This window comes from Mesorhizobium sp. M0296, from assembly GCF_040321675.1.
In the GTDB taxonomy this organism is placed as follows: domain Bacteria; phylum Pseudomonadota; class Alphaproteobacteria; order Rhizobiales; family Rhizobiaceae; genus Mesorhizobium.
The window spans coordinates 116177-134030 of record NZ_JAMYRZ010000015.1; the positions used below are offsets into that span (position 1 = coordinate 116177).

17 protein-coding genes are annotated in these 17854 nt (G+C 63.2%); 2 read left to right on the plus strand and 15 right to left on the minus strand.

Features of this window, described 5'->3' with window-relative positions:
- Positions 1-10: 10 nt before the first annotated feature.
- Genes bfr through NKI97_RS16785 form a run of 3 tightly spaced genes read right to left on the minus strand, consistent with a single transcriptional unit; the run spans position 11 to position 2122 of the window.
- Positions 11-496, minus strand: a complete 486-nt coding sequence (bfr, locus tag NKI97_RS16775; RefSeq protein WP_023676883.1) for a bacterioferritin — start codon at positions 494-496, stop codon at positions 11-13.
- Entirely contained in the window at positions 462-773 is a 312-nt protein-coding gene (locus NKI97_RS16780; protein WP_023676882.1) for a (2Fe-2S)-binding protein, read from the minus strand. The genes bfr and NKI97_RS16780 overlap by 35 nt, the downstream gene beginning before the upstream one ends.
- Before the next feature lie 56 nt (positions 774-829).
- The gene (locus tag NKI97_RS16785) at positions 830-2122 is read right to left on the minus strand and encodes an imelysin family protein (RefSeq protein ID WP_502901468.1); all 1293 of its coding nucleotides are present in this window, start codon (positions 2120-2122) and stop codon (positions 830-832) included.
- Between the two features lie 423 nt (positions 2123-2545).
- Here NKI97_RS16785 and NKI97_RS16790 point away from each other — a divergent pair, with 423 nt between their 5' ends.
- Positions 2546-3799, plus strand: coding sequence for an NAD(P)/FAD-dependent oxidoreductase (locus tag NKI97_RS16790; protein WP_352746900.1), 1254 nt, complete (start codon positions 2546-2548; stop codon positions 3797-3799).
- A gap of 112 nt (positions 3800-3911) precedes the next feature.
- Positions 3912-4514 (plus strand): sulfotransferase family protein, encoded by a 603-nt coding sequence (locus tag NKI97_RS16795; RefSeq protein ID WP_084643033.1) that lies wholly within the window; start codon positions 3912-3914, stop codon positions 4512-4514.
- A 63-nt stretch (positions 4515-4577) separates the two neighbouring features.
- Here NKI97_RS16795 and NKI97_RS16800 read toward each other — a convergent pair whose 3' ends face one another.
- The 12 genes from NKI97_RS16800 to NKI97_RS16855 form a co-directional block, all read right to left on the minus strand.
- Positions 4578-5855, minus strand: a complete 1278-nt coding sequence (locus NKI97_RS16800; protein ID WP_352455102.1) for a 4-aminobutyrate--2-oxoglutarate transaminase — start codon at positions 5853-5855, stop codon at positions 4578-4580.
- A 286-nt stretch (positions 5856-6141) separates the two neighbouring features.
- Positions 6142-6456, minus strand: a complete 315-nt coding sequence (locus NKI97_RS16805; protein WP_352743186.1) for a hypothetical protein — start codon at positions 6454-6456, stop codon at positions 6142-6144.
- Between the two features lie 44 nt (positions 6457-6500).
- Positions 6501-7250, minus strand: coding sequence for an ABC transporter ATP-binding protein (locus tag NKI97_RS16810; RefSeq protein WP_352835360.1), 750 nt, complete (start codon positions 7248-7250; stop codon positions 6501-6503).
- The gene (locus tag NKI97_RS16815) at positions 7247-8080 is read right to left on the minus strand and encodes an ABC transporter ATP-binding protein (protein ID WP_254816190.1); all 834 of its coding nucleotides are present in this window, start codon (positions 8078-8080) and stop codon (positions 7247-7249) included. The genes NKI97_RS16810 and NKI97_RS16815 overlap by 4 nt, the downstream gene beginning before the upstream one ends.
- Positions 8081-8090: 10 nt before the next feature.
- Entirely contained in the window at positions 8091-9011 is a 921-nt protein-coding gene (nikC, locus tag NKI97_RS16820; RefSeq protein ID WP_352613871.1) for a nickel transporter permease, read from the minus strand.
- A gap of 13 nt (positions 9012-9024) precedes the next feature.
- Complete coding sequence (locus NKI97_RS16825) at positions 9025-10092, minus strand: ABC transporter permease (RefSeq protein WP_023676874.1); 1068 nt, start codon at positions 10090-10092, stop codon at positions 9025-9027.
- Positions 10093-10123: 31 nt separating this feature from the next.
- Positions 10124-11767: an ABC transporter substrate-binding protein gene (locus NKI97_RS16830; RefSeq protein ID WP_352680503.1), complete on the minus strand. Its 1644-nt coding sequence runs from the start codon at positions 11765-11767 to the stop codon at positions 10124-10126.
- Positions 11768-11968: 201 nt separating this feature from the next.
- Positions 11969-13246: a lytic murein transglycosylase gene (locus NKI97_RS16835; RefSeq protein ID WP_352835363.1), complete on the minus strand. Its 1278-nt coding sequence runs from the start codon at positions 13244-13246 to the stop codon at positions 11969-11971.
- Between the two features lie 138 nt (positions 13247-13384).
- A complete protein-coding gene (recR, locus tag NKI97_RS16840; RefSeq protein ID WP_023676872.1) occupies positions 13385-13990 on the minus strand; it encodes a recombination mediator RecR in 606 nt (201 codons plus the stop codon).
- Positions 13991-14321: 331 nt separating this feature from the next.
- Positions 14322-15275 carry a cell wall hydrolase gene (locus NKI97_RS16845; RefSeq protein WP_352835366.1) on the minus strand — a complete coding sequence of 318 codons (954 nt, stop codon included), beginning with the start codon at positions 15273-15275 and terminating at the stop codon, positions 14322-14324.
- Between the two features lie 288 nt (positions 15276-15563).
- Positions 15564-15887 carry a YbaB/EbfC family nucleoid-associated protein gene (locus NKI97_RS16850; RefSeq protein ID WP_023676870.1) on the minus strand — a complete coding sequence of 108 codons (324 nt, stop codon included), beginning with the start codon at positions 15885-15887 and terminating at the stop codon, positions 15564-15566.
- Positions 15888-15918: 31 nt separating this feature from the next.
- Positions 15919-17757, minus strand: a complete 1839-nt coding sequence (locus NKI97_RS16855) for a DNA polymerase III subunit gamma/tau (RefSeq protein ID WP_352835368.1) — start codon at positions 17755-17757, stop codon at positions 15919-15921.
- Between the last annotated feature and the right edge of the window lie 97 nt (positions 17758-17854).

Here is a 17854-nt window from a genome sequence, read left to right on the forward strand (position 1 = left end):
CGGCATGTCCTTATTCCGCCTCGTCGGCCGACGCTGCGTTGAGTTGGCCGTACTTTTCTTCGCCGATCGAGGCGAGCAGGTCGAGTTGCGTCTCGAGGAAGTCGATGTGACCTTCCTCGTCAGCCAGCAATTCCTCGAACAGCTTCATCGTCACGTAGTCGCCTGCTTCGTTACAAACCTCGCGCGAACGCTTGTAGGCGGTGCGCGCGTCATATTCGCCGGCAAGATCGGATTCGAGCACTTCCTTGACATTCTGCCCGATGCGCAGCGGCGCCACGGACTGCAGGTTCGGATGGCCCTCGAGGAAGATGATGCGCGCCACGAGCCGGTCGGCATGGTGCATTTCCTCGATCGATTCAGCGCGTTCCTTCTTCGCTAGCTTGGCATATCCCCAGTCTTCCAGCAGCCGGAAATGCACCCAGTATTGATTGACCGCCCCAAGTTCCAGAAACAGAGCCTCGTTAAGCCGCTCTATGATCTGCTGTTCGCCTTTCATGGGTTCTGCTCCCGTATTGGACGCGCAGGCCTCTGACGCGATCCAGGTGTGAAACGATGTCCACGCCACTCGCCGCCGAGCGGGCATGGTAATTTTCGGTGACCCGAATGATCGTTTCGACCACATTTGGGAAGCAGCCGCAACAGCGACCGCGCTTGTGCATGGCGTGATAGACCTTCGCCGGCACGATCAGCTGCCAGGGGTCCTCATCCAGCAGTCCGACGATCGTCTGCTCTATCTCCTTTTCGGTGATGATGTTGCAATGGCAGATCAGCATTTGTCGCTCTGGCTAACGGCGCTTCGTTGCGTCGCGTGGCTGGTGGTTTCGATAGTCTATTGGAACACCTTGTCCGGTGAATCGAGGCTGTCCGAGCCCTCGAAGGCTATCGCATTGAGCTTCAGGGTACCGACGGCGCGTTCGATCGACTTGGTCTGATCGACCAGCGCGTCGATCGCCGCCTGCACAGTGGCATTGCCTTCCGTGTTGCCTTCTCCGATCTGCTGGTCATAGGCCTCGCCGGCAAGCGCCCGTGCCTTGATGGCCTCCATCTTGGCGACGGTGACGTCCAGTTTGTCCGACAATTCCTTGTCAACCGCCGGGTCGGCCGCCTTGACCATGTCGGCGACCGACGGCCCCTCGACGACAGTGCCGTCGAGCCGCTTGTAGCTGCCATGATAGGCGGCACGGATGCCGATCGCATCGTAAAGATGGGAGTTGTAGGTATTGTCGGAGAAGCAATCGTGCTCCTCTTCCGGGTCGTGCAACAAGAGGCCGAGCTTCATCCGCTCTCCGGCGAGCTCGCCATAGGACAGCGAGCCCATGCCGGTGAAGATGGTCGAAATGGCGGCGTTCGGCTCGCCATCGACAAGGTTCTTGCGGGCGGCGCCGCCTTCCTTCCAGTCGTCGACCATATCCTTTAGATCGGAAACCAGAAGGTCGCTCGCCGATTTCAGATACTGTCCGCGGCGGTCGCAATTGCCGCCGGTGCAATTGGCGAGGTCGTAATCGGTGTAGGGCCGTTCGCCGGCGCCCGGACCGGTGCCGTGTAAGTCCTGACCCCAAAGCAGGAATTCGATCGCGTGATAGCCGGTCGCCACATTGGCCTCGATACCGCCGGCCTCCTGCAGGGTGCCGGAGAGGAACTCCGGCGTCAGGTCGGTGGCGTCGACCTTCTTGCCGTTGATCTCGATCGACTTGTTGGCGATCACATTGGCGGTGTAGAGCGCGTTGGCGTCCGACTCAGTGCCGTAGCTCTTGGCGACATAGTCGATCAAGCCTTCGTCGAGCGGCCAGGAGTTCACCTTGCCTTCCCAGTCGTCGACGATGGCATTGCCGAAGCGATAGACCTCGGTCTGCTGATAGGGAACGCGCGATGCCTTCCAGGCCTCGCGGGCGGCGTTCAGCGTTTCGGCAGATGGCTTGGCGAGCAGCGCATCGACAGCCTTGTCGAGCGCCTCGGCCGCGATCAGCGAATCCTCGTATTTGGCGAGCGCAATGTCGGAATAGGTCTTGATGACCGCCTTGGCATCGGTTTGCGCCTTGGCCGGCAGCACGAACACGGCCGCCGTCAGCATTGCGGTGGCGCCGATCGCCGCAAGCCTGCCGCCATACCGTGCCGTGATCATCGTTCTCATGATTGTCTCTCCTCGGGAATCAATGAAATGCCGGCGCCTCGGCGGGCAGCTGCCAGCGGGCAAAGAAGGGTCGCGCCATCGCGCGGTTCGCGGAAGAAAGACACCGAAATGCCTCCAATCGAAAGGGTTCAAGGCCCAGACATCAAAGGGATGCGCTGACGCGCGAGCTTCCATAAAACGGCGAAGACGCCGGATGTCAACTGGTGGCGTAGAAAAAATTCAATTGAAACAATAGTTTAGAATTATTCTAAACTAGAACTGTCAACTTTAACACCGACGTATGAGGAATGCCGGCGCATGACGCAGTTGACAGGCGGCCGTTCCGGGTGCGACCCGGATCGGCGCTCTTGCGGCGGCGCCGGACAATCGCCACCTGGCGAGACGTCCTAGATTTGGATGAGGAATCGGGCTGTTATGAAGAACGGGGTCGTCATTGTCGGTGCGGGTCATGCGGGCGTGCAAGCGGCCGCCAGCCTGCGCGAAGAAGGCTATGACGGCCCGGTGATCCTGGTCGGCGACGAAAACGAATTGCCCTACCACAAGCCGCCGCTGTCGAAGACCTTCATCAAGGATCAGCAAGCAAAGCCGCAGCCGTTGCGCGGCGAGGCTTTTTATACCGGCAGCGCCATCGACTTCCGGCCAGGCATCCGGGTCGAGCGGATCGACGTAGGCGGCCGCAGGCTGGAGATATCGGGCGGCGGTGTGTTGCCGTTTGACCGGCTGATCCTCGCCACCGGCGCGCGGCCGCGCCTGCTGCCGCTGCCGGGTTCGGAGCTTTCCGGCGTTGTGTCGCTGCGCTCGCTCGGCGATGCCCGCCTGATCCGCGAATTGAGCGCGCAAAGCGAGGAGGTCGTCATCCTCGGCGGCGGCTTCATCGGCCTGGAGATTGCCGCGACGCTCACCGCGGCAGGCCGCAAGGTTACGGTGGTCGAGGCGGTCGACCGGCTGCTCGGCCGCGCCGTGGCACCGGTCATCGCCGGCCATGTGCGCCAGCGGCTGGAGGCCACCGGTGTGCGCATCCTTACCGGCACCACCATCGAACGGCTGGAGGACGAGAACGGCCGTGTTTCGGCTGCAATCACCTCATCCGGCGAAAGATTGCCGGCGCAGATGGTCGTCATCGGCATCGGCGTCGTGCCGAATGTCGAACTGGCCGAAGCCGCCGGCATTGCCATCGCCAACGGCATCCGCGTCGACCAGCAGATGCGCACGTCGGTGCCGGAAATCCTCGCCATCGGCGACGCGGCGTCTTACCGGCACTGGTTCACCGGCGGCGACGTGCGGCTGGAATCGGTGCAGAACGCCACTGACCAGGCGCGGCTCGCCGCACGCACCATCGCCGGCCACACCGACAATTACTCGGCGGTGCCGTGGTTCTGGTCCGATATCGGTGACATGAAGCTGCAGATGGTCGGCCTGATTGCGGGTGGCGACAGCCATGTCGTGCTGGGCGACGTGGCCGAGAACAAATTCTCCATCTACCACTATGCTGGAAGCCGGCTGCTCGGCATCGAATCGGTCAACCGGCCCGGCGACCACATGCTTGGCCGCAAGATGCTCGGCGCCGGCTTTTCGCCGTCGCCGCAGATTGTCGCGACCGGGCCCGACGGGCTGAAGGCCGCGCTCGCCGCCTTCCAGCAGGCAGAGCCGGCCCGCGCGGCAGGATAAGATCAAACCCAATCACCCTGAATGACCGAGTTCGACCGGGAGCTTCAAAACATATAGCGAAGTAAAGGAAACAGCGGTATTTTGACCAATTGAAATTCGTCGGGGGGTGCTCATGGCTCTATATGTCATTGGCGCAGGCATGGGTCGCACTGGCACATATTCGCTGAAGCTCGCCTTGGAGCATCTTGGGTTCGGGCCGTGTCATCACATGGCAGATGTCCACGCCAATCCCGAGCAGAAGGCGCTGTGGCGCGCCGCCGGACAGGGACAACTCCCGACCTGGGATGCGGCATATGCCGGCTATCTTTCCGCGGTCGATTGGCCAACGGCGCATTTTTGGCGCGAAGTGAGTGACCACTACCCTCATGCAAAGGTTATCCTGACAGTTCGTGACCCCGAAGCCTGGTATGACAGCATGGCGCAAACAATAGGGCTCACGATGGATGCTGCTACCAATGATCCACAGTCCTTTGGTGTGGCGGTGGTTGGAAACACTGTCTTTGGCGGTCGATTTGATAACCGTGATCACGCAATCGCTGTCTATGAAGCACATAACGCTTCCGTGAAATCAACGCTGCCACCTGAACGCCTTCTTACTTATCAGGCCTCCGAAGGATGGGAGCCGCTTTGTGCCTTTCTCGGTGTACAGTTGCCTTCCGAACCGTTTCCACGCACCAATTCGACTGCCGAATTTCGTGCTCGCATAGGGCGTTGAACGGCGGCTTGCCACCTATCTCGGCCTTCGCCGCAGTTGAATCCTAGGCGATATCCTCGCCGCTCATGCGGCGCGGGCTTCGCGGATCGAACTTTCCAGGATGTCGAGCGCCTCGTTCATGACGCCGTCCTGGATGGTGATCGGCGCGAGGAAGCGGATGACGTTGCCGTAGACGCCGCAGGTGAGCAGGATCAGGCCCTTGTCGAGCGCCTTCAGCCGGACCGCATTGGCGAGTTCCGGCGACGGCAGGCCCTTCGTCACATCGTTGAACTCGACCGCGTTCATGAAGCCGGGGCCTCTGATATCGACGATTTCCGGGGCTTCGTCGCGGATCGCTTGCAGGCGCTGCTTTAGCCGGTTGCCCAGCGTGTTGGCGCGGTCGCAGAGCTTCTCCTCGTCGATGACGTCGAGCACGGCATGCGCCGCGGCGACGCCGATCGGGCTGCCGCCATAGGTGCCGCCGAGTCCGCCGGGGTTCGGGGCATCCATGACCTCGGCGCGCCCGGTGACCGCCGCCAAGGGGAAGCCGCCGGCCAGGCTCTTGGCCATGGTGGTGATGTCGGCCGCCACCTCGTGGTGGTCCATGGCAAACATCTTGCCGGTGCGGGCAAAGCCGGTCTGCACCTCGTCGGCAATCAGCAGCATGCCGTGCTGATCGCAGATCTTGCGCAATGCGGTCATGAAGTCGCGCGGCGCCTCGTAGAAGCCGCCCTCGCCCTGCACCGGCTCGACGATGATCGCGGCGACGCGGGCCGGATCGACGTCGGCCTTGAACAGCCGGTCGAGCGCAGCCAGCGAATCGGCGACCGACACGCCGTGCAGTGCAACCGGGAACGGCGCATGGAAGACATCCGCCGGCATGGCGCCGAAGCCTACCTTGTAGGGCACGACCTTGCCGGTGAGTGCCATGCCCATGAAGGTGCGGCCGTGAAAGCCGCCGGAAAAAGCGATGACCGCCGGCCGGCCGGTGGCGTTGCGCGCAATCTTGATCGCGTTCTCGACCGCCTCGGCGCCGGTGGTGACGAAGATCGTCTTCTTGTCGAACTTGCCGGGCAGCATGCCATTCAGCCGTTCGGCCAGCCTGATATAGCTCTCATAGGGCACGACCTGATAGCAGGTGTGGGTGAAGCGGTCGAGCTGCGCCTTGACCGCTTCGATCACCCTGGGGTGACGGTGGCCGGTGTTGACGACGGCGATGCCGGACGAAAAATCGATATAGCGGCGGCCTTCCACATCCCAGATCTCCGAGTTTTCGGCGCGATCGGCATAGATCTGAGTGGTCATGCCGACGCCGCGCGAAATCGACTGGCTCTTGCGTTCGGAAATGGCTGAATTTGTCATCGTACCCCTCACCGGGCCGGCGCCCGCTCTCGTTTGATGGCTGTTGAGACTCTTCTGGGCTTATTTCAGGTTTTCCTCAAGTTGGCACTGGCGGCGGGTGATTGGGCCTGCGGTCCGGCAGCTACGCGATGATGGCCGGCACTATCGCCGGCGCAGCGATCATGCTGCTGTTCCTGCCGGCGCGCTATGCGGCGTGGTTCAGGTCAAGGAGCCGAAAGGCTGGAACGAGCTACCCGTTTTGGAGACCGGCGAACCGGTGCAAGGTCCGACTTAAGGCTTTGCCGGATCATTCGTTATCGTTGGAGGGTATAGGGCGCGACCTGGCGCGCTGCCATGGCGACGATTTTGACTCGCGCCAAGCATGCCAGCCTTCCGGCAAGTCGGCCAACGCAAGGATACTTTCATCCCGTTGCACAACGTTTTGCAAGCTGACAATCATTATGTCGCCTTCGTCAACAGGTCCAATTTCGCTGTTGTGGAATTGCCAACTGCCGTCGTCATCGTCATGCGAGACGTGTGCAATCCAGTCGCCGCGGGTAATTATGACCCGATCCAAAAACACCGCGACATTGGGCGGGTCTGGGAACGTCCATTGCTGCATGGGAATCTCCCGAAGACAGTTGGTCCTGCGCACCGTGAGAAGGTTCAAGCGGTTCTCACGAACCCCTCGCTGGCCCTCAGCAAATTGCGCGTATAATCTTTGGTGACACGGCGTTCGACAAGATCGTCCGCGGTCAGATTCTCCATCGCCTCGCCGTTCTGCATCACCATCAGCCGTTCGCACATGTGGGTGATGATGGCTAGGTCGTGGCTGACCATCAGGAAGGTCAGCTTGCGGCGGCGCCTGATCTCTTCCAGCAGGTTCAGCACCTCCGCCTGCACCGAAGCGTCGAGCGCCGAGGTCGGCTCGTCGAGCAGCAGGATCGACGGTTCCAGAATCAGGGCGCGGGCGATCGCCACGCGCTGGCGCTGACCGCCGGACAATTGATGCGAATAGCGAAAACGGAACCCGGTGCCGAGGCCGACCTCGTCGAGTGCCCGCTGGATGCGCTTTTCACCGTCGGCGAAGCCGTGAATGGCGAGCGGCTCCTGCAGCAGGCGGTCGACGGTCTGGCGCGGGTGCAGCGAACCGTACGGGTCCTGGAAGACCATCTGCACCTCGCGGTAAAACGCCTTGTCGCGACGCGCGCCGAGCGTTTTGCCGTTGACCGCGATGGTGCCTGATGCGGCCGGCGCCAGGCCGGCGATTGCCCTGAGCAACGTCGACTTGCCGGAGCCGGACTCGCCGACCAGGCCGAAGGATTCACCGGATTCGACCTCGAGGCTGACGCCTTTCAACGCGCGGAAGCGGTCGAAGAGCACCTCCAGCCTGTCGACGGAAAGGGCTGCCGTCATGCTGCCCACTCCGGCTTGCGGTCGAGCACCGGCAGCGGGTGACGGTCGGCGCCGATCTTGGGCATGCAGTTGAGCAGGCCGCGCGTATAGGGATGCTGGGCGCGGCCGAGCTCCGAGGCTTTGAGCTGTTCGACCACCTTGCCGGCATACATGACGATGACACGATCACAGAAGGACGAGACCAGGCGCAGATCGTGCGAGATGAAGATCAGCCCCATGCCGCGCTCGCTGACCAGCCGGTCGAGGATGCCGAGCACGTCGAGCTGCACGGTGACGTCGAGTGCCGAGGTCGGCTCGTCGGCGATCATCATTTCCGGCCCGGCGATCAGCATCATGGCGATCATGGCGCGCTGGCCCATGCCGCCGGAAACCTCGTGCGGATGCAGGTCGAACACACGGGCCGGATCGCGGATCTGCACAGCCTCCAGCATGGCCAGCGCGCGGTCGCGGGCTTCGGCCTTGGAGACCTTCTCATGCGTGCGCAGCGTCTCGACGATCTGGCGGCCGATGCTCATCACCGGGTCGAGCGAATATTTCGGATCCTGCAGGATCATGGCGATACGCTTGCCGCGCAGCGCGCGGCGCTCGCGCGGCGAGGCGGCCAGCAGGTCGATGCCGTCAAAAGCGAGCGTCTTCGCGGTCACCTCGGCCTGCGGCGGGGTGACGCCCATGATGGCGCGGCCGGTCTGCGACTTGCCCGAACCGCTCTCGCCGACGATGCCGAGCCGCTCGCGGCCGAGCGAGAAGGAGACGCCGCGCACTGCCTCGATCAGGCCGGTGCGCGTCGGGAAGGTAACGCGCAGGTCGTCGACTTCGAGAAGCGTGCTCATTGGTCGCCACTCATTGGTCACCGCTTCGGGGATCGAGCGCGTCGCGCAGTCCGTCGCCGAGCAGGTTGAAGCCGAGGCTGACAATGAGGATGGCAAAGCCCGGAGCACCCGCCACCCACCACTGGTCGAGCACGAAGCGGCGGCCCGACGCGATCATCGCGCCCCATTCGGGCAGCGGCGGCTGCGCGCCGAGGCCGAGAAAGCCGAGGCCGGCCGCGGTCAGGATGATGCCGGCCATGTCGAGCGTCACCCTGATGATCAGCGAGGAGATGCAGAGCGGCATGATGTGGCGAAGCACGATGCGAAACGGCGAGGCGCCCATCAATTGCACCGCCTTGATATAATCGGAATTGCGCACCGTCAGCGTTTCGGCGCGGGCAATGCGGGCATAGGGCGGCCACGAGGTGATGGCGATGGCAAGCACGGCATTTTCGATGCCGGGGCCGAGCGCCGCGACAAAGGCCAGCGCCAGGATCAGCTTCGGAAAGGCGAGAAAGATGTCGGTGATGCGCATCAGGATCGCATCGGTCCAGCCGCCGGCATAGCCGGCGACGGTGCCGACCAGCAAACCGATGGGCGCGGCGATAATGGCAACCAGAATGACGACGTAGAGTGTCCAGCGCGAGCCGAAGATGATGCGCGAATAGATATCGCGGCCGAGATCGTCGGTGCCGAACCAGTGCGCCGCACTCGGCGCCAGCAGCCGCGAGCCCTTGAGGTCGCCGAATGTCGGCGAATAGGGCGCCAGCACATCGGCGAAGGCTGCGACCAACAACAAGGCGATGATGATGAGCAGGCCGGCAAACGCCAGCCGGTTGGCGGAAAAGCGCCGCCACGCCACATAGGCGCGGCCGAGCCTCGCCTGCACGCGCGACGCCGGCCGTTCGCTGAGCAGCCAGTCGCGGCGGGTTTGAATCGCTTCCGTGCTCATCCTGTCTTGGTCCTCATCCTGCCTTGGTCCTTGGATCGAGCAGCCGGTAGAGCAGGTCGGAGAATAGATTGATGGCGATGAAGACCGAGCCGATGATGATCGTGCCGCCAAGCACGGCATTCATGTCCGCGTTCTGCAGCGAGTTGGTGATGTAGAGGCCGATGCCCGGCCACGAAAACACTGTCTCGGTCAGCACCGAGCCTTCGAGCAGCCCGGCATAGGACAGAGCGATCACCGTGACCATCGGCACCGCGGCGTTGCGCAGCGCGTGACCCCAGATGATGCGCGTTTCCGACAGGCCCTTGGCGCGCGCTGCGACGATGTATTCCTGGGTGAGTTCGTTCAGCATGAACGAGCGCGTCATGCGGCTGATGTAGGCGAGCGAGAAATAGCCGAGCAGCGAGGCCGGCAGGATGATGTGGCGGAAGGCATCGGCAAATACGTCCCACTGCCGCTGCCAGAGAGCATCCAGCAGGTAAAAGCCGGTAATCGGCGTGAAGGTGTATTCGTAGACGACGTCGAGCCGGCCGGGAAAGGCGACCCATTGCAGCTTGGCGTAGAACAGCACAAGCGCCAGCAGCCCCAGCCAAAAGATCGGCACGGAATAGCCGACAAGGCCGATGATGCGCACGATCTGGTCGATAACGCTGCCGCGCCGCACGGCGGCAAGCACACCGAGCGGCACGCCGATCACCGAACCGATCAATGTTCCCAATGTCGCCAGTTCGAGCGTCGCCGGAAAGGCGCGGCGGATATCGGTCATCACCGGATTGGTGGTCAGCACCGAGGTGCCGAAGTCACCGTTCAGGGCATGTTTGACATAGATGTAGAACTGCTCGACCAGCGGCAGGTCGAGGCCCATCTCGCGGCGTGTTCGCTCGACGACGTTGGCCGGCGCCCGGTCGCCGAGCACCGCCAGCACCGGGTCGATCGGGATCACGCGGCCGATGAAGAAGGTCACCGCGAGCAGACCGAGATAAGTCGTTATCGCGATGACCAGGAACCGGGCGATAGATGAGGCCACGGCAACGGCGCGGGCGCCGCCGCGCCCTGCCGTCACCTCGCTTTCAGCCACACTCATACGGCGCGTCCGCCGGCGTCACTCCCCGGCATCACTCTTTCGAGACGGGGCCGACGAAGTTGGTGTCGAAGCTCGGGCCGAGCGCAAAACCCTTGAGGTTCTTGCGCAGGCCGGCCACTTCCAGCTGCTGGTGGATGATGACGAAGGGGCTGGTATCGAGGATCTTCTTCTCGAGATCCTGGTACATTGCGGCGCGCTTGGCCGCGTCCTTCTCGAGCAAGGCAGCTTCGGTCTGCTTGGTCAGGTCCGGAATGTCCCAGGCGTTGCGCCAGGCCAGCGTCTTGGTCTTGCCTTCATCCGAATTGTCGGGGTTGCTGGCGAAGGTCTGGGCGTTGGAGTTCGGATCGAAATAATCCTGGCCCCACTGGCCGATATAGATGTCGTGGTTGCGGGCGCGGTATTTGGTCAGCGTCTGCTTGCCGTCGCCGGGGATGATCTCCAGCTTGATGCCGGCCTGTCCCAGCGTCTGCTGGATCGATTCCGCCATGCCCGTCGTCGGCTGGCCGGTGCGCACGTCCATGGTGACGCTGAAGCCGTCGGCGAGGCCGGCCTTGGCGAGCAGCTCCTTGGCCTTGGCGACGTCGAGCTTGAACGGATTCTCGTCCAGCTCGCCAAGCACGCCTTTCGGCAGGAAGGTCTGATGGATCTCGCCGATGCCCTTGAGGATGGTCGAGCTCAAGGCGTCGTAGTCGACCAGATATTTGAACGCCTGGCGAACCTCGGGCTTGGCGAGGTTCGGGTTCTTCTGGTTGAGGCTGATGTAATAGACCGTGCCCTTCGGCGCGCTGGTGGTGGTGAGGTCGGCATTCTTGGCAATGGCATCAAGGTCGTTCGGCTCGAGATTGCGGGCAACGTCGATGTCGCCGGCTTCCAGCGCAAGGCGCTGGCCCGAACTTTCCTTCATGTTGCGATAGATGACGCGGGCAAGCTTGGCCTTGTCGCCGTAGTAATTGTCGTTGCGCTCCAGCACGACGGCCTCGTTGGCGCGCCATTCGCGCAGCTTGAAGGCACCGGAGCCGGCATAGCCGGTCTTCAGCCAGGCATTGCCGAAATCATTGTCCCATTTGTAGTCAGCGCTCGGCGTGACCGCCGCGACATGCTCCTTGACCAGCTTGGCGTCGACGACCGAGGCGACCGTCGCCGACAGGCAGTTCAGCACGAAGCTCGGCGCATAGGCCTTGTCGACGGTGAACTGGAACGTCGTGTCATCAACGGCCTTGGCCTTCTCGGTGACGTTGCCGCCATCGATACCGAACTGGCCGATAATAAAGGCCGGGCTCTTGTCGAGCTTGATGGCGCGCTCGAACGAATAGGCGACGTCGGCCGCCGTGATCGGATTGCCGGAGGCGAATTTGAGGCCGGGCTTGAGCTTGAACGTGTAGGTCAGGCCGTCGTCGGAGACGCTCCAGCTTTCGGCGAGATCGCCCTTGACCTTGGATGTGTCGCTGAGGTCGAGGCGTACCAGAAGATCATAGGTGTTGCCGGTGACCTCTGCGGTCGACAATTCGAATGCTTCGCCCGGATCCATGGTGATGATGTCGTCGATGGCGAAACCCTCGACCAGCGTGTCGGCGGGCGTGACCGCGAAGGCAGGCGCACCGGCCAGAAGCAGCGCGGACATGGCCGCGCCCGCGAGCAAGAAGCGGGAGCGTAGAGCAAACTTTTCCATCATCATTTTAACTGTTCCCTGTTTTTGTTGACCTGAGTTCCCGGCTCAGGGTTGTGGCATTTCTTGCCGCGTCGAACGGTGATCCCCGGACCGTTGTCTTGGCAATTTTTTGTGCGGTTCCGGTTCACCATATCCGGCGGTTTCGAGCGCGGCAACGAGCATTTGCAGAACGGTCGATTGGGCCAGACCGGCGGTGCGAAAATCCGGCTATTTCAGCGCGGTAACCAGGTCGGCGTCGGGAAAGCAGGTAGCGGAACGGCCGTTGCTGGCCTGCCATTTGCCGATCGAGCGGCGCGTCTTGAAGCCAGGCAGGCCGTCGGCGCTGCCGACATCGTAGCCCTTGGCTTCCAGCGCCCGCTGCAGGGCGGCGATGTCGGAGCGGTAGAGCCCGCCCACCGCGCCCCAATTGCCCGAGAAATTGCTGTCGCCATGGGCGATGCGATCGGCGCCATGGCCGATGAACAGGGCATAGAGATCGCTGGTGTTATACTGCTTCAGCACATAGAAATTGGGGGTGACGATGAAGGCCGGGCCGCTACGCCCGGCCGGCATCAAAAGAAAGCCCTCGGCTTTCAGTTCGCTCGCCGGGAACGGTTTACCCGACACTCGCCTGATGCCCGTATCAGCCCATTGGGAAATCTTCTTGCCCTGGTCCGGACCTTCGAGCGAGCACGAGACGCTGTCCGGCACAGTCACCTCGAAGCCCCAGCCGCGGCCCCTGACCCAGCCATAATGGACGAGATAATTGGCGATCGATGCCAGTATATCGGGCGTCGAATTCCAGATGTCGGTGCGGCCGTCGCCGTCGAAATCGACGGCATGCTTGAGGAACGATGTCGGCATGAACTGCGGCTGGCCAAGCGCGCCTGCCCAAGACGATTTCATCGCGCCGACCGGGGCAAGCCCGCGCTCGACGATCTCGAGCGCAGCCCAGAGCTCGGTGCGGAAGAATTCCTTCTTGGTCGACATGAACGCCTTGGTGCCCAGCACCTCGAAGGCGTCATAAGGCATCTTCGCCGCGCCGAAGCCGCTCTCGCGGCCCCAGATCGCCAGCAGCACTTCGCCAGGCACGCCGTAGCGTTTCTCGATCGCGGCAAGAGTCCTAGCGTTGGTCGCCTCGCGGGTGCGGCCGCCGGCGGTCACCGCTCGGACTATCTTTTCAGCGAAATAGGCGCCCGGCGAACCGAATTCGGCCTGATGCTGCTTCTGCGGCGTCGTCGCCTTCTCGCCCGGCTTCACCAGGTCGGGCAGTCTGAGGTTCGGCTTGACGCCGTCGAAAGCGGCATCGAAGGTTTTCCTAGAGATGCCTTTGGCCTTGGCTTCGGGCCAGAGGTCGTTGCTGAGCCAGGCGTGGAACTGGTCGTCGATTTTTGCGGCGGAGGCGGGAGTGGCGAGGATCAACCCAAGTAGGGCTGCTAGAAACGAGAGGCAGGCTAGTGTGCGAGCTCGGCGTTCTGTCGCGCCCCCCTCTGTCCTGCCGGACATCTCCCCCACTTGGGGGTGTTTGGACCGGAGACATCGCGAACAGGTGTGCGAGGACATCGCGAACAGTTTGGCGCGCTTTGGACAGAGGGGGGCGCGAAGGAACGCAGTCATCTCAAGAGCACCCTTCCCCCAACCTGCTCAAAACACTGTCCGCGACTTCAGTGCTGCGGCCAGCGTACCTTCGTCGAGATAATCGAGTTCGCCGCCGACCGGAACACCGTGCGCCAGGCGCGTCACCTTGATGTCGAAGCCGGAAAGCTGGTCGGTGAGGTAGTGCGCGGTGGTCTGGCCCTCGACCGTGGCGTTGACGGCGAGGATCACTTCCTTGACCTCGCCACCGGCGACGCGATCGACCAGCGAACGGATGTTTAGCTCATCAGGACCAATGCCGTCGAGCGGCGACAGCGTACCGCCGAGCACATGGTAGCGCACGTTCATGGCTGTCGCCCGCTCCAGCGCCCAAAGGTCGGCCACGTCCTCGACGACGATGAGCGTAGTGGGGTCGCGGCGGGGGTCGGTGCAGATCATGCATGGATCCGAGGTATCGACATTGCCGCAGGTCGAGCAGATGCGCACCTTGTCGACCGCCTCGCCCATGGCGGCGGCGAGCGGCGCCAGCAGCTGTTCCTTCTTCTTGATGAGGTGGAGCGCGGCGCGGCGTGCCGAACGCGGACCGAGCCCCGGCACCTTGGCCAGCAGCTGGATCAGGCGTTCGATCTCGGGACCGGCGATTCGCTTCGACATCGCACCGGTTTAGGATTTTTCCGCACGCTTTGGAACTCTGCTGAGGCGGGCGACCGGGCAATCGCTTCAGGCTTGAATTCGCCCGTCACCCTTGTCCGGGCGTTGGCGCTGCCCCTCACCCGCCTGCCGGCGACCTCTCCCCGTATAGTGACGGGGAGAGGAACGCTCTTATCGACGGTTTCGCCAATCATCATCGTTGCAGAATGTACGCCAGGATTGCGGCCGTCCCCCTTCTCCCCGTCACTATACGGGGAGAAGTGCCCGGCAGGGCGATGAGGGGCGGCGCCGACTCCACGTATTTGTCCGAAGCGACTGCAAGCCACTAGGGCCCTCAGTTTTCTTCCAGTGGCCGGGTCTGGCCGGCGATCATCGCGCCGATGGCGTCGGTGTTCTCGGGCGTCGCCTCGAACGACATTGTCGGCTCTGCCGGCGCTGCCTCGAAGGAGGTGACAGGCCGTGCGCTCGCGGTCCCACCGAAACGGGCCGCATCGGGCTCCTGCATTGGTTCTTGCAGCGCCACCAGCACCGGCTTCTCCTGGGTGGGCTTCTCTGGGGCCGCCCTCTCCGGGGTCGCCATCCCGGCAGTCACCCTTGTCTGCTTTGCCGGCTGCGATGCGGCGGCGGTCACATAGGTCGCCTTGGCGAATGTCGGCTTGACCTCGCGAGCCGGCTCCGCCGAGGCGACAAGTATGGCCTGAGCGGCAGGCGCTTGCGGCTTGGCCTGGGCCATGGCGACCACCGGTTCGTCCGGCAGCGGCTGCCAGTTGCGGCCGCGCTTTTCATAAAAGGCATTACCGCCGGCGACCATGGTGTAGTGCATGTTCCTGTAGGGGAAGCGCAGGCCGGCGGTGTGGAAATACATGGTGTTCTTCAGCTTGGCTTTGCGCTCGCCCTTGAGCACCGCCTCGGCGGCCTCCTCGACGTCGGGCATCGCCTTCGAATTCATCGGCCGTGTCATGACGCCCGGCGCGAACTGGCCGCGCTCGCCGACGACCTGGCAGATGGTGTTGCCGTGATTGCCGGACCGCAGCCGGTTCATCACCACGGTGCCGACCGCAATCATGCCGTCACGGCTGGAGCGGTTGGACTCGAAGAACATCGCCCGCTCCAGGCATTCCTTTTCCTTCGGCGTGGAATTGTAGGAGCGCGAGCTCAGGAAACTCGGCGTAATAGCATCGGTCAGGCTGGACATGCCGTGCGAGGCGGTCTGACTGCAAGCGGCCAAAAACAGCGGCGAGATAACGACGCCGAGCCGCAACGGCGTCTTCCATCGGGTAGAGATCAACAGGTGTCCCCTCAATTCTGCTGCCAGCCCGCCCCTGGTTGCGGCAAGAATGAGACACTTTCAGGCAAAAAGATGGCTAAAGCGTTATTAAGTGTGGGGCGTTGCCCAATAGACACAGCTGGCGGTAGAGCGAGCACTGGGCCGCTGCACTCTTCGGCCACTGTAACGGCATACGATTGACTAGCGCGTCGCGTTCGACCGGCCTCATGCGACGCGCTTTAGGTTCTTGTTTTGATGCATGTCGTTATCGCAAAACCGCTGCACACTTTTGCGCGACATGCACTAGCCTTAGAACGGCAGTTTCATTCCCGGCGGGATCGGTAGGCCCGCGGTCAGCGCCCTGGTCTTCTCCTGCATGATCTGCTCGACCTTGGTCCTGGCGTCGTTGTGGGCAGCGAGAAGCAGGTCCTCGAGAATCTCGACCTCGTCTTCCTTGAACAGCGACGGGTCGATCTTCAGCGACTTCATCTCGAATTTGCCGGTCAGCGTCACGCTGACCAGGCCGCCGCCGGCCTGCCCGGTGGCTTCCAGCGTGGCGATCTCATCCTGCATGGCCTGGAACTTGGCCTGCATTTCCTTTGCCTTGCCCATCATGCCGAGAAGGTCTTTCATCGCACTGTCCTTTGCAGCTGGTCCTGGTTGTTCAGGTTTCGTCGTCGTCGGCCGGCGGCTCGACCGGCACTTCGGCCTCGTCGGCTTCCGGCGCGTCGGGAATGCGCACGTCGATGATCTTGGCACCGGGAAAGCGCGCCAGGATGGCGGCGACCGTCGGGTCGCTCTTGGCATCGAGGAAGGCGTTTTCGCGCTTTGTCGATTCCAGCTCGGCCAAGGTCTGGCCGCCCTCGTCCTTCGACAGCGACACCAGCCAGTTGCGGCCCGTCCAGGCGCGCAGCTTGGCGGTCAAATCATTGAGCAACATCTTCGGCGCATCGTCGGTCAGGCTGACGTCGATACGACCGGGCTCGATGCGCACCAGGCGCACGCAACGCTTCACCAGCACCTTGAAGGCCATGTCGCGCTGGACGTCGGCAAGGGCGACAATGTCGGCCAGCGATTTCACCGGCACCGGCGGCGCCTCGACCGCCGGCTCCGGCGGAGCAACGAAGTTGGTCGGCACGGGCTCGGCTTCGACCAGGCGCATCGTCTCGACCAGGCGCATTGTCTGGGCGCCGCCATTGGCCGTCGGCATCCGCGCCTGCGCCACGGCGCCGGCACCACCGCTTGCAGGCGCATGGTTTGCCGGGCCGGGGCTTGCCGGCGTGCCATTCACGCGCGGCGCAGCGCCCGGCAGGGTACCGCCGTTCTCCAGCGATTTCAGCGCCTCGTCCAGCGTCGGCAGGTCGGCGGCATGGGCCAGCCGGATCAGCACCATCTCGGCGGCGCTGACCGGGCGGTTGGAGGTCTGCACCTCGGGAATACCTTTCAAGAGCATCTGCCAAGTCCGCGACAGCACCTTGACCGACAGCGTGCTGGCGAAATCGGCGCCGCGCCGGCGCTCGTCCTCGGACAGCGAGGCGTCGTCGATGGCAGCAGGCACGAAACGCAGACGGGTGACCAGATGGTTGAACTCGGCAAGGTCGGTCAGCACCGCGGCAGGATCGGCGCCGGTATCGTACTGGGCACGGAATTCGGCAAGTGCGGCGGCGACGTCGCCCTTCATGACATGTTCGAACAGGTCGACGATGCGGGCACGGTCGGCAAGGCCGAGCATGGCGCGCACCGCTTCGGCGCTGACCGCGCCGCCGCCATGGGCGATCGCCTGGTCGAGGATCGACTGCGCATCGCGCATCGAGCCTTCGGCCGCGCGCGCGATCATCGCCAGCGCATCGTCTTCGACTTCGATGCCCTCCAGACCGGCTATCCTGCCAAGGTCGGCCTTGATCATTGCCGCATCGATGCGCCTGAGGTCGAAACGCTGGCAGCGCGACAGGACGGTGATCGGCACCTTGCGGATTTCGGTGGTGGCGAAGATGAACTTGACGTGCGGCGGCGGCTCTTCCAGCGTCTTCAGCAGGCCGTTGAAGGCCTGGTTGGAAAGCATGTGCACTTCGTCGATGATGTAGACCTTGTAGCGCGCCGACACCGGGGCGTAGCGCACACGCTCGATGATGTCCCTGATGTCGTCGATGCCGGTATGCGAGGCGGCGTCCATCTCGATGACGTCGACATGCCGGCCTTCCATGATCGCCTGGCAATGCTCGCCGAGCACGGCAAGGTCGACGGACGGCTGATCGACGGTCGATGTTTTGTAGTTCAGGGCCCGCGCGAGTATGCGCGCGGTCGTCGTCTTGCCGACGCCACGCACGCCGGTCAGCATCCAGGCCTGGGCGATGCGGCCGGTGGCAAAGGCATTGGTCAACGTGCGGACCATCGGCTCCTGGCCGATCAGTTCGGAGAAATTCGACGGTCGGTATTTGCGCGCCAGCACGCGGTAGGCGGCAGGCTTGTCCAATTTCCCGGCCTCGTTTCCGGCTTCGCTCATTCGCCCGTTAAGCTCCAAGGGCTGCCACTGGAGGCGGCCGATTCCTGCGCATAGTTTCGCCCGCACGGCTTGGCGCCGTCAATGTCAGGGCAAAAGG

Excerpts from the sequence above, each read along its gene's own strand:
- bfr (WP_023676883.1), bottom strand. The coding sequence starts at position 496 with ATGAAAGGCGAACAGCAGATCATAGAGCGGCTTAACGAGGCTCTGTTT.
- NKI97_RS16780 (WP_023676882.1), bottom strand. The coding sequence starts at position 773 with ATGCTGATCTGCCATTGCAACATCATCACCGAAAAGGAGATAGAGCAG.
- NKI97_RS16785 (WP_502901468.1), bottom strand. The coding sequence starts at position 2,122 with ATGATCACGGCACGGTATGGCGGCAGGCTTGCGGCGATCGGCGCCACC.
- NKI97_RS16790 (WP_352746900.1), top strand. The coding sequence starts at position 2,546 with ATGAAGAACGGGGTCGTCATTGTCGGTGCGGGTCATGCGGGCGTGCAA.
- NKI97_RS16795 (WP_084643033.1), top strand. The coding sequence starts at position 3,912 with ATGGCTCTATATGTCATTGGCGCAGGCATGGGTCGCACTGGCACATAT.
- NKI97_RS16800 (WP_352455102.1), bottom strand. The coding sequence starts at position 5,855 with ATGACAAATTCAGCCATTTCCGAACGCAAGAGCCAGTCGATTTCGCGC.
- NKI97_RS16805 (WP_352743186.1), bottom strand. The coding sequence starts at position 6,456 with ATGCAGCAATGGACGTTCCCAGACCCGCCCAATGTCGCGGTGTTTTTG.
- NKI97_RS16810 (WP_352835360.1), bottom strand. The coding sequence starts at position 7,250 with ATGACGGCAGCCCTTTCCGTCGACAGGCTGGAGGTGCTCTTCGACCGC.
- NKI97_RS16815 (WP_254816190.1), bottom strand. The coding sequence starts at position 8,080 with ATGAGCACGCTTCTCGAAGTCGACGACCTGCGCGTTACCTTCCCGACG.
- nikC (WP_352613871.1), bottom strand. The coding sequence starts at position 9,011 with ATGAGCACGGAAGCGATTCAAACCCGCCGCGACTGGCTGCTCAGCGAA.
- NKI97_RS16825 (WP_023676874.1), bottom strand. The coding sequence starts at position 10,092 with ATGAGTGTGGCTGAAAGCGAGGTGACGGCAGGGCGCGGCGGCGCCCGC.
- NKI97_RS16830 (WP_352680503.1), bottom strand. The coding sequence starts at position 11,767 with ATGATGATGGAAAAGTTTGCTCTACGCTCCCGCTTCTTGCTCGCGGGC.
- NKI97_RS16835 (WP_352835363.1), bottom strand. The coding sequence starts at position 13,246 with ATGTCCGGCAGGACAGAGGGGGGCGCGACAGAACGCCGAGCTCGCACA.
- recR (WP_023676872.1), bottom strand. The coding sequence starts at position 13,990 with ATGTCGAAGCGAATCGCCGGTCCCGAGATCGAACGCCTGATCCAGCTG.
- NKI97_RS16850 (WP_023676870.1), bottom strand. The coding sequence starts at position 15,887 with ATGAAAGACCTTCTCGGCATGATGGGCAAGGCAAAGGAAATGCAGGCC.
- NKI97_RS16855 (WP_352835368.1), bottom strand. The coding sequence starts at position 17,757 with ATGAGCGAAGCCGGAAACGAGGCCGGGAAATTGGACAAGCCTGCCGCC.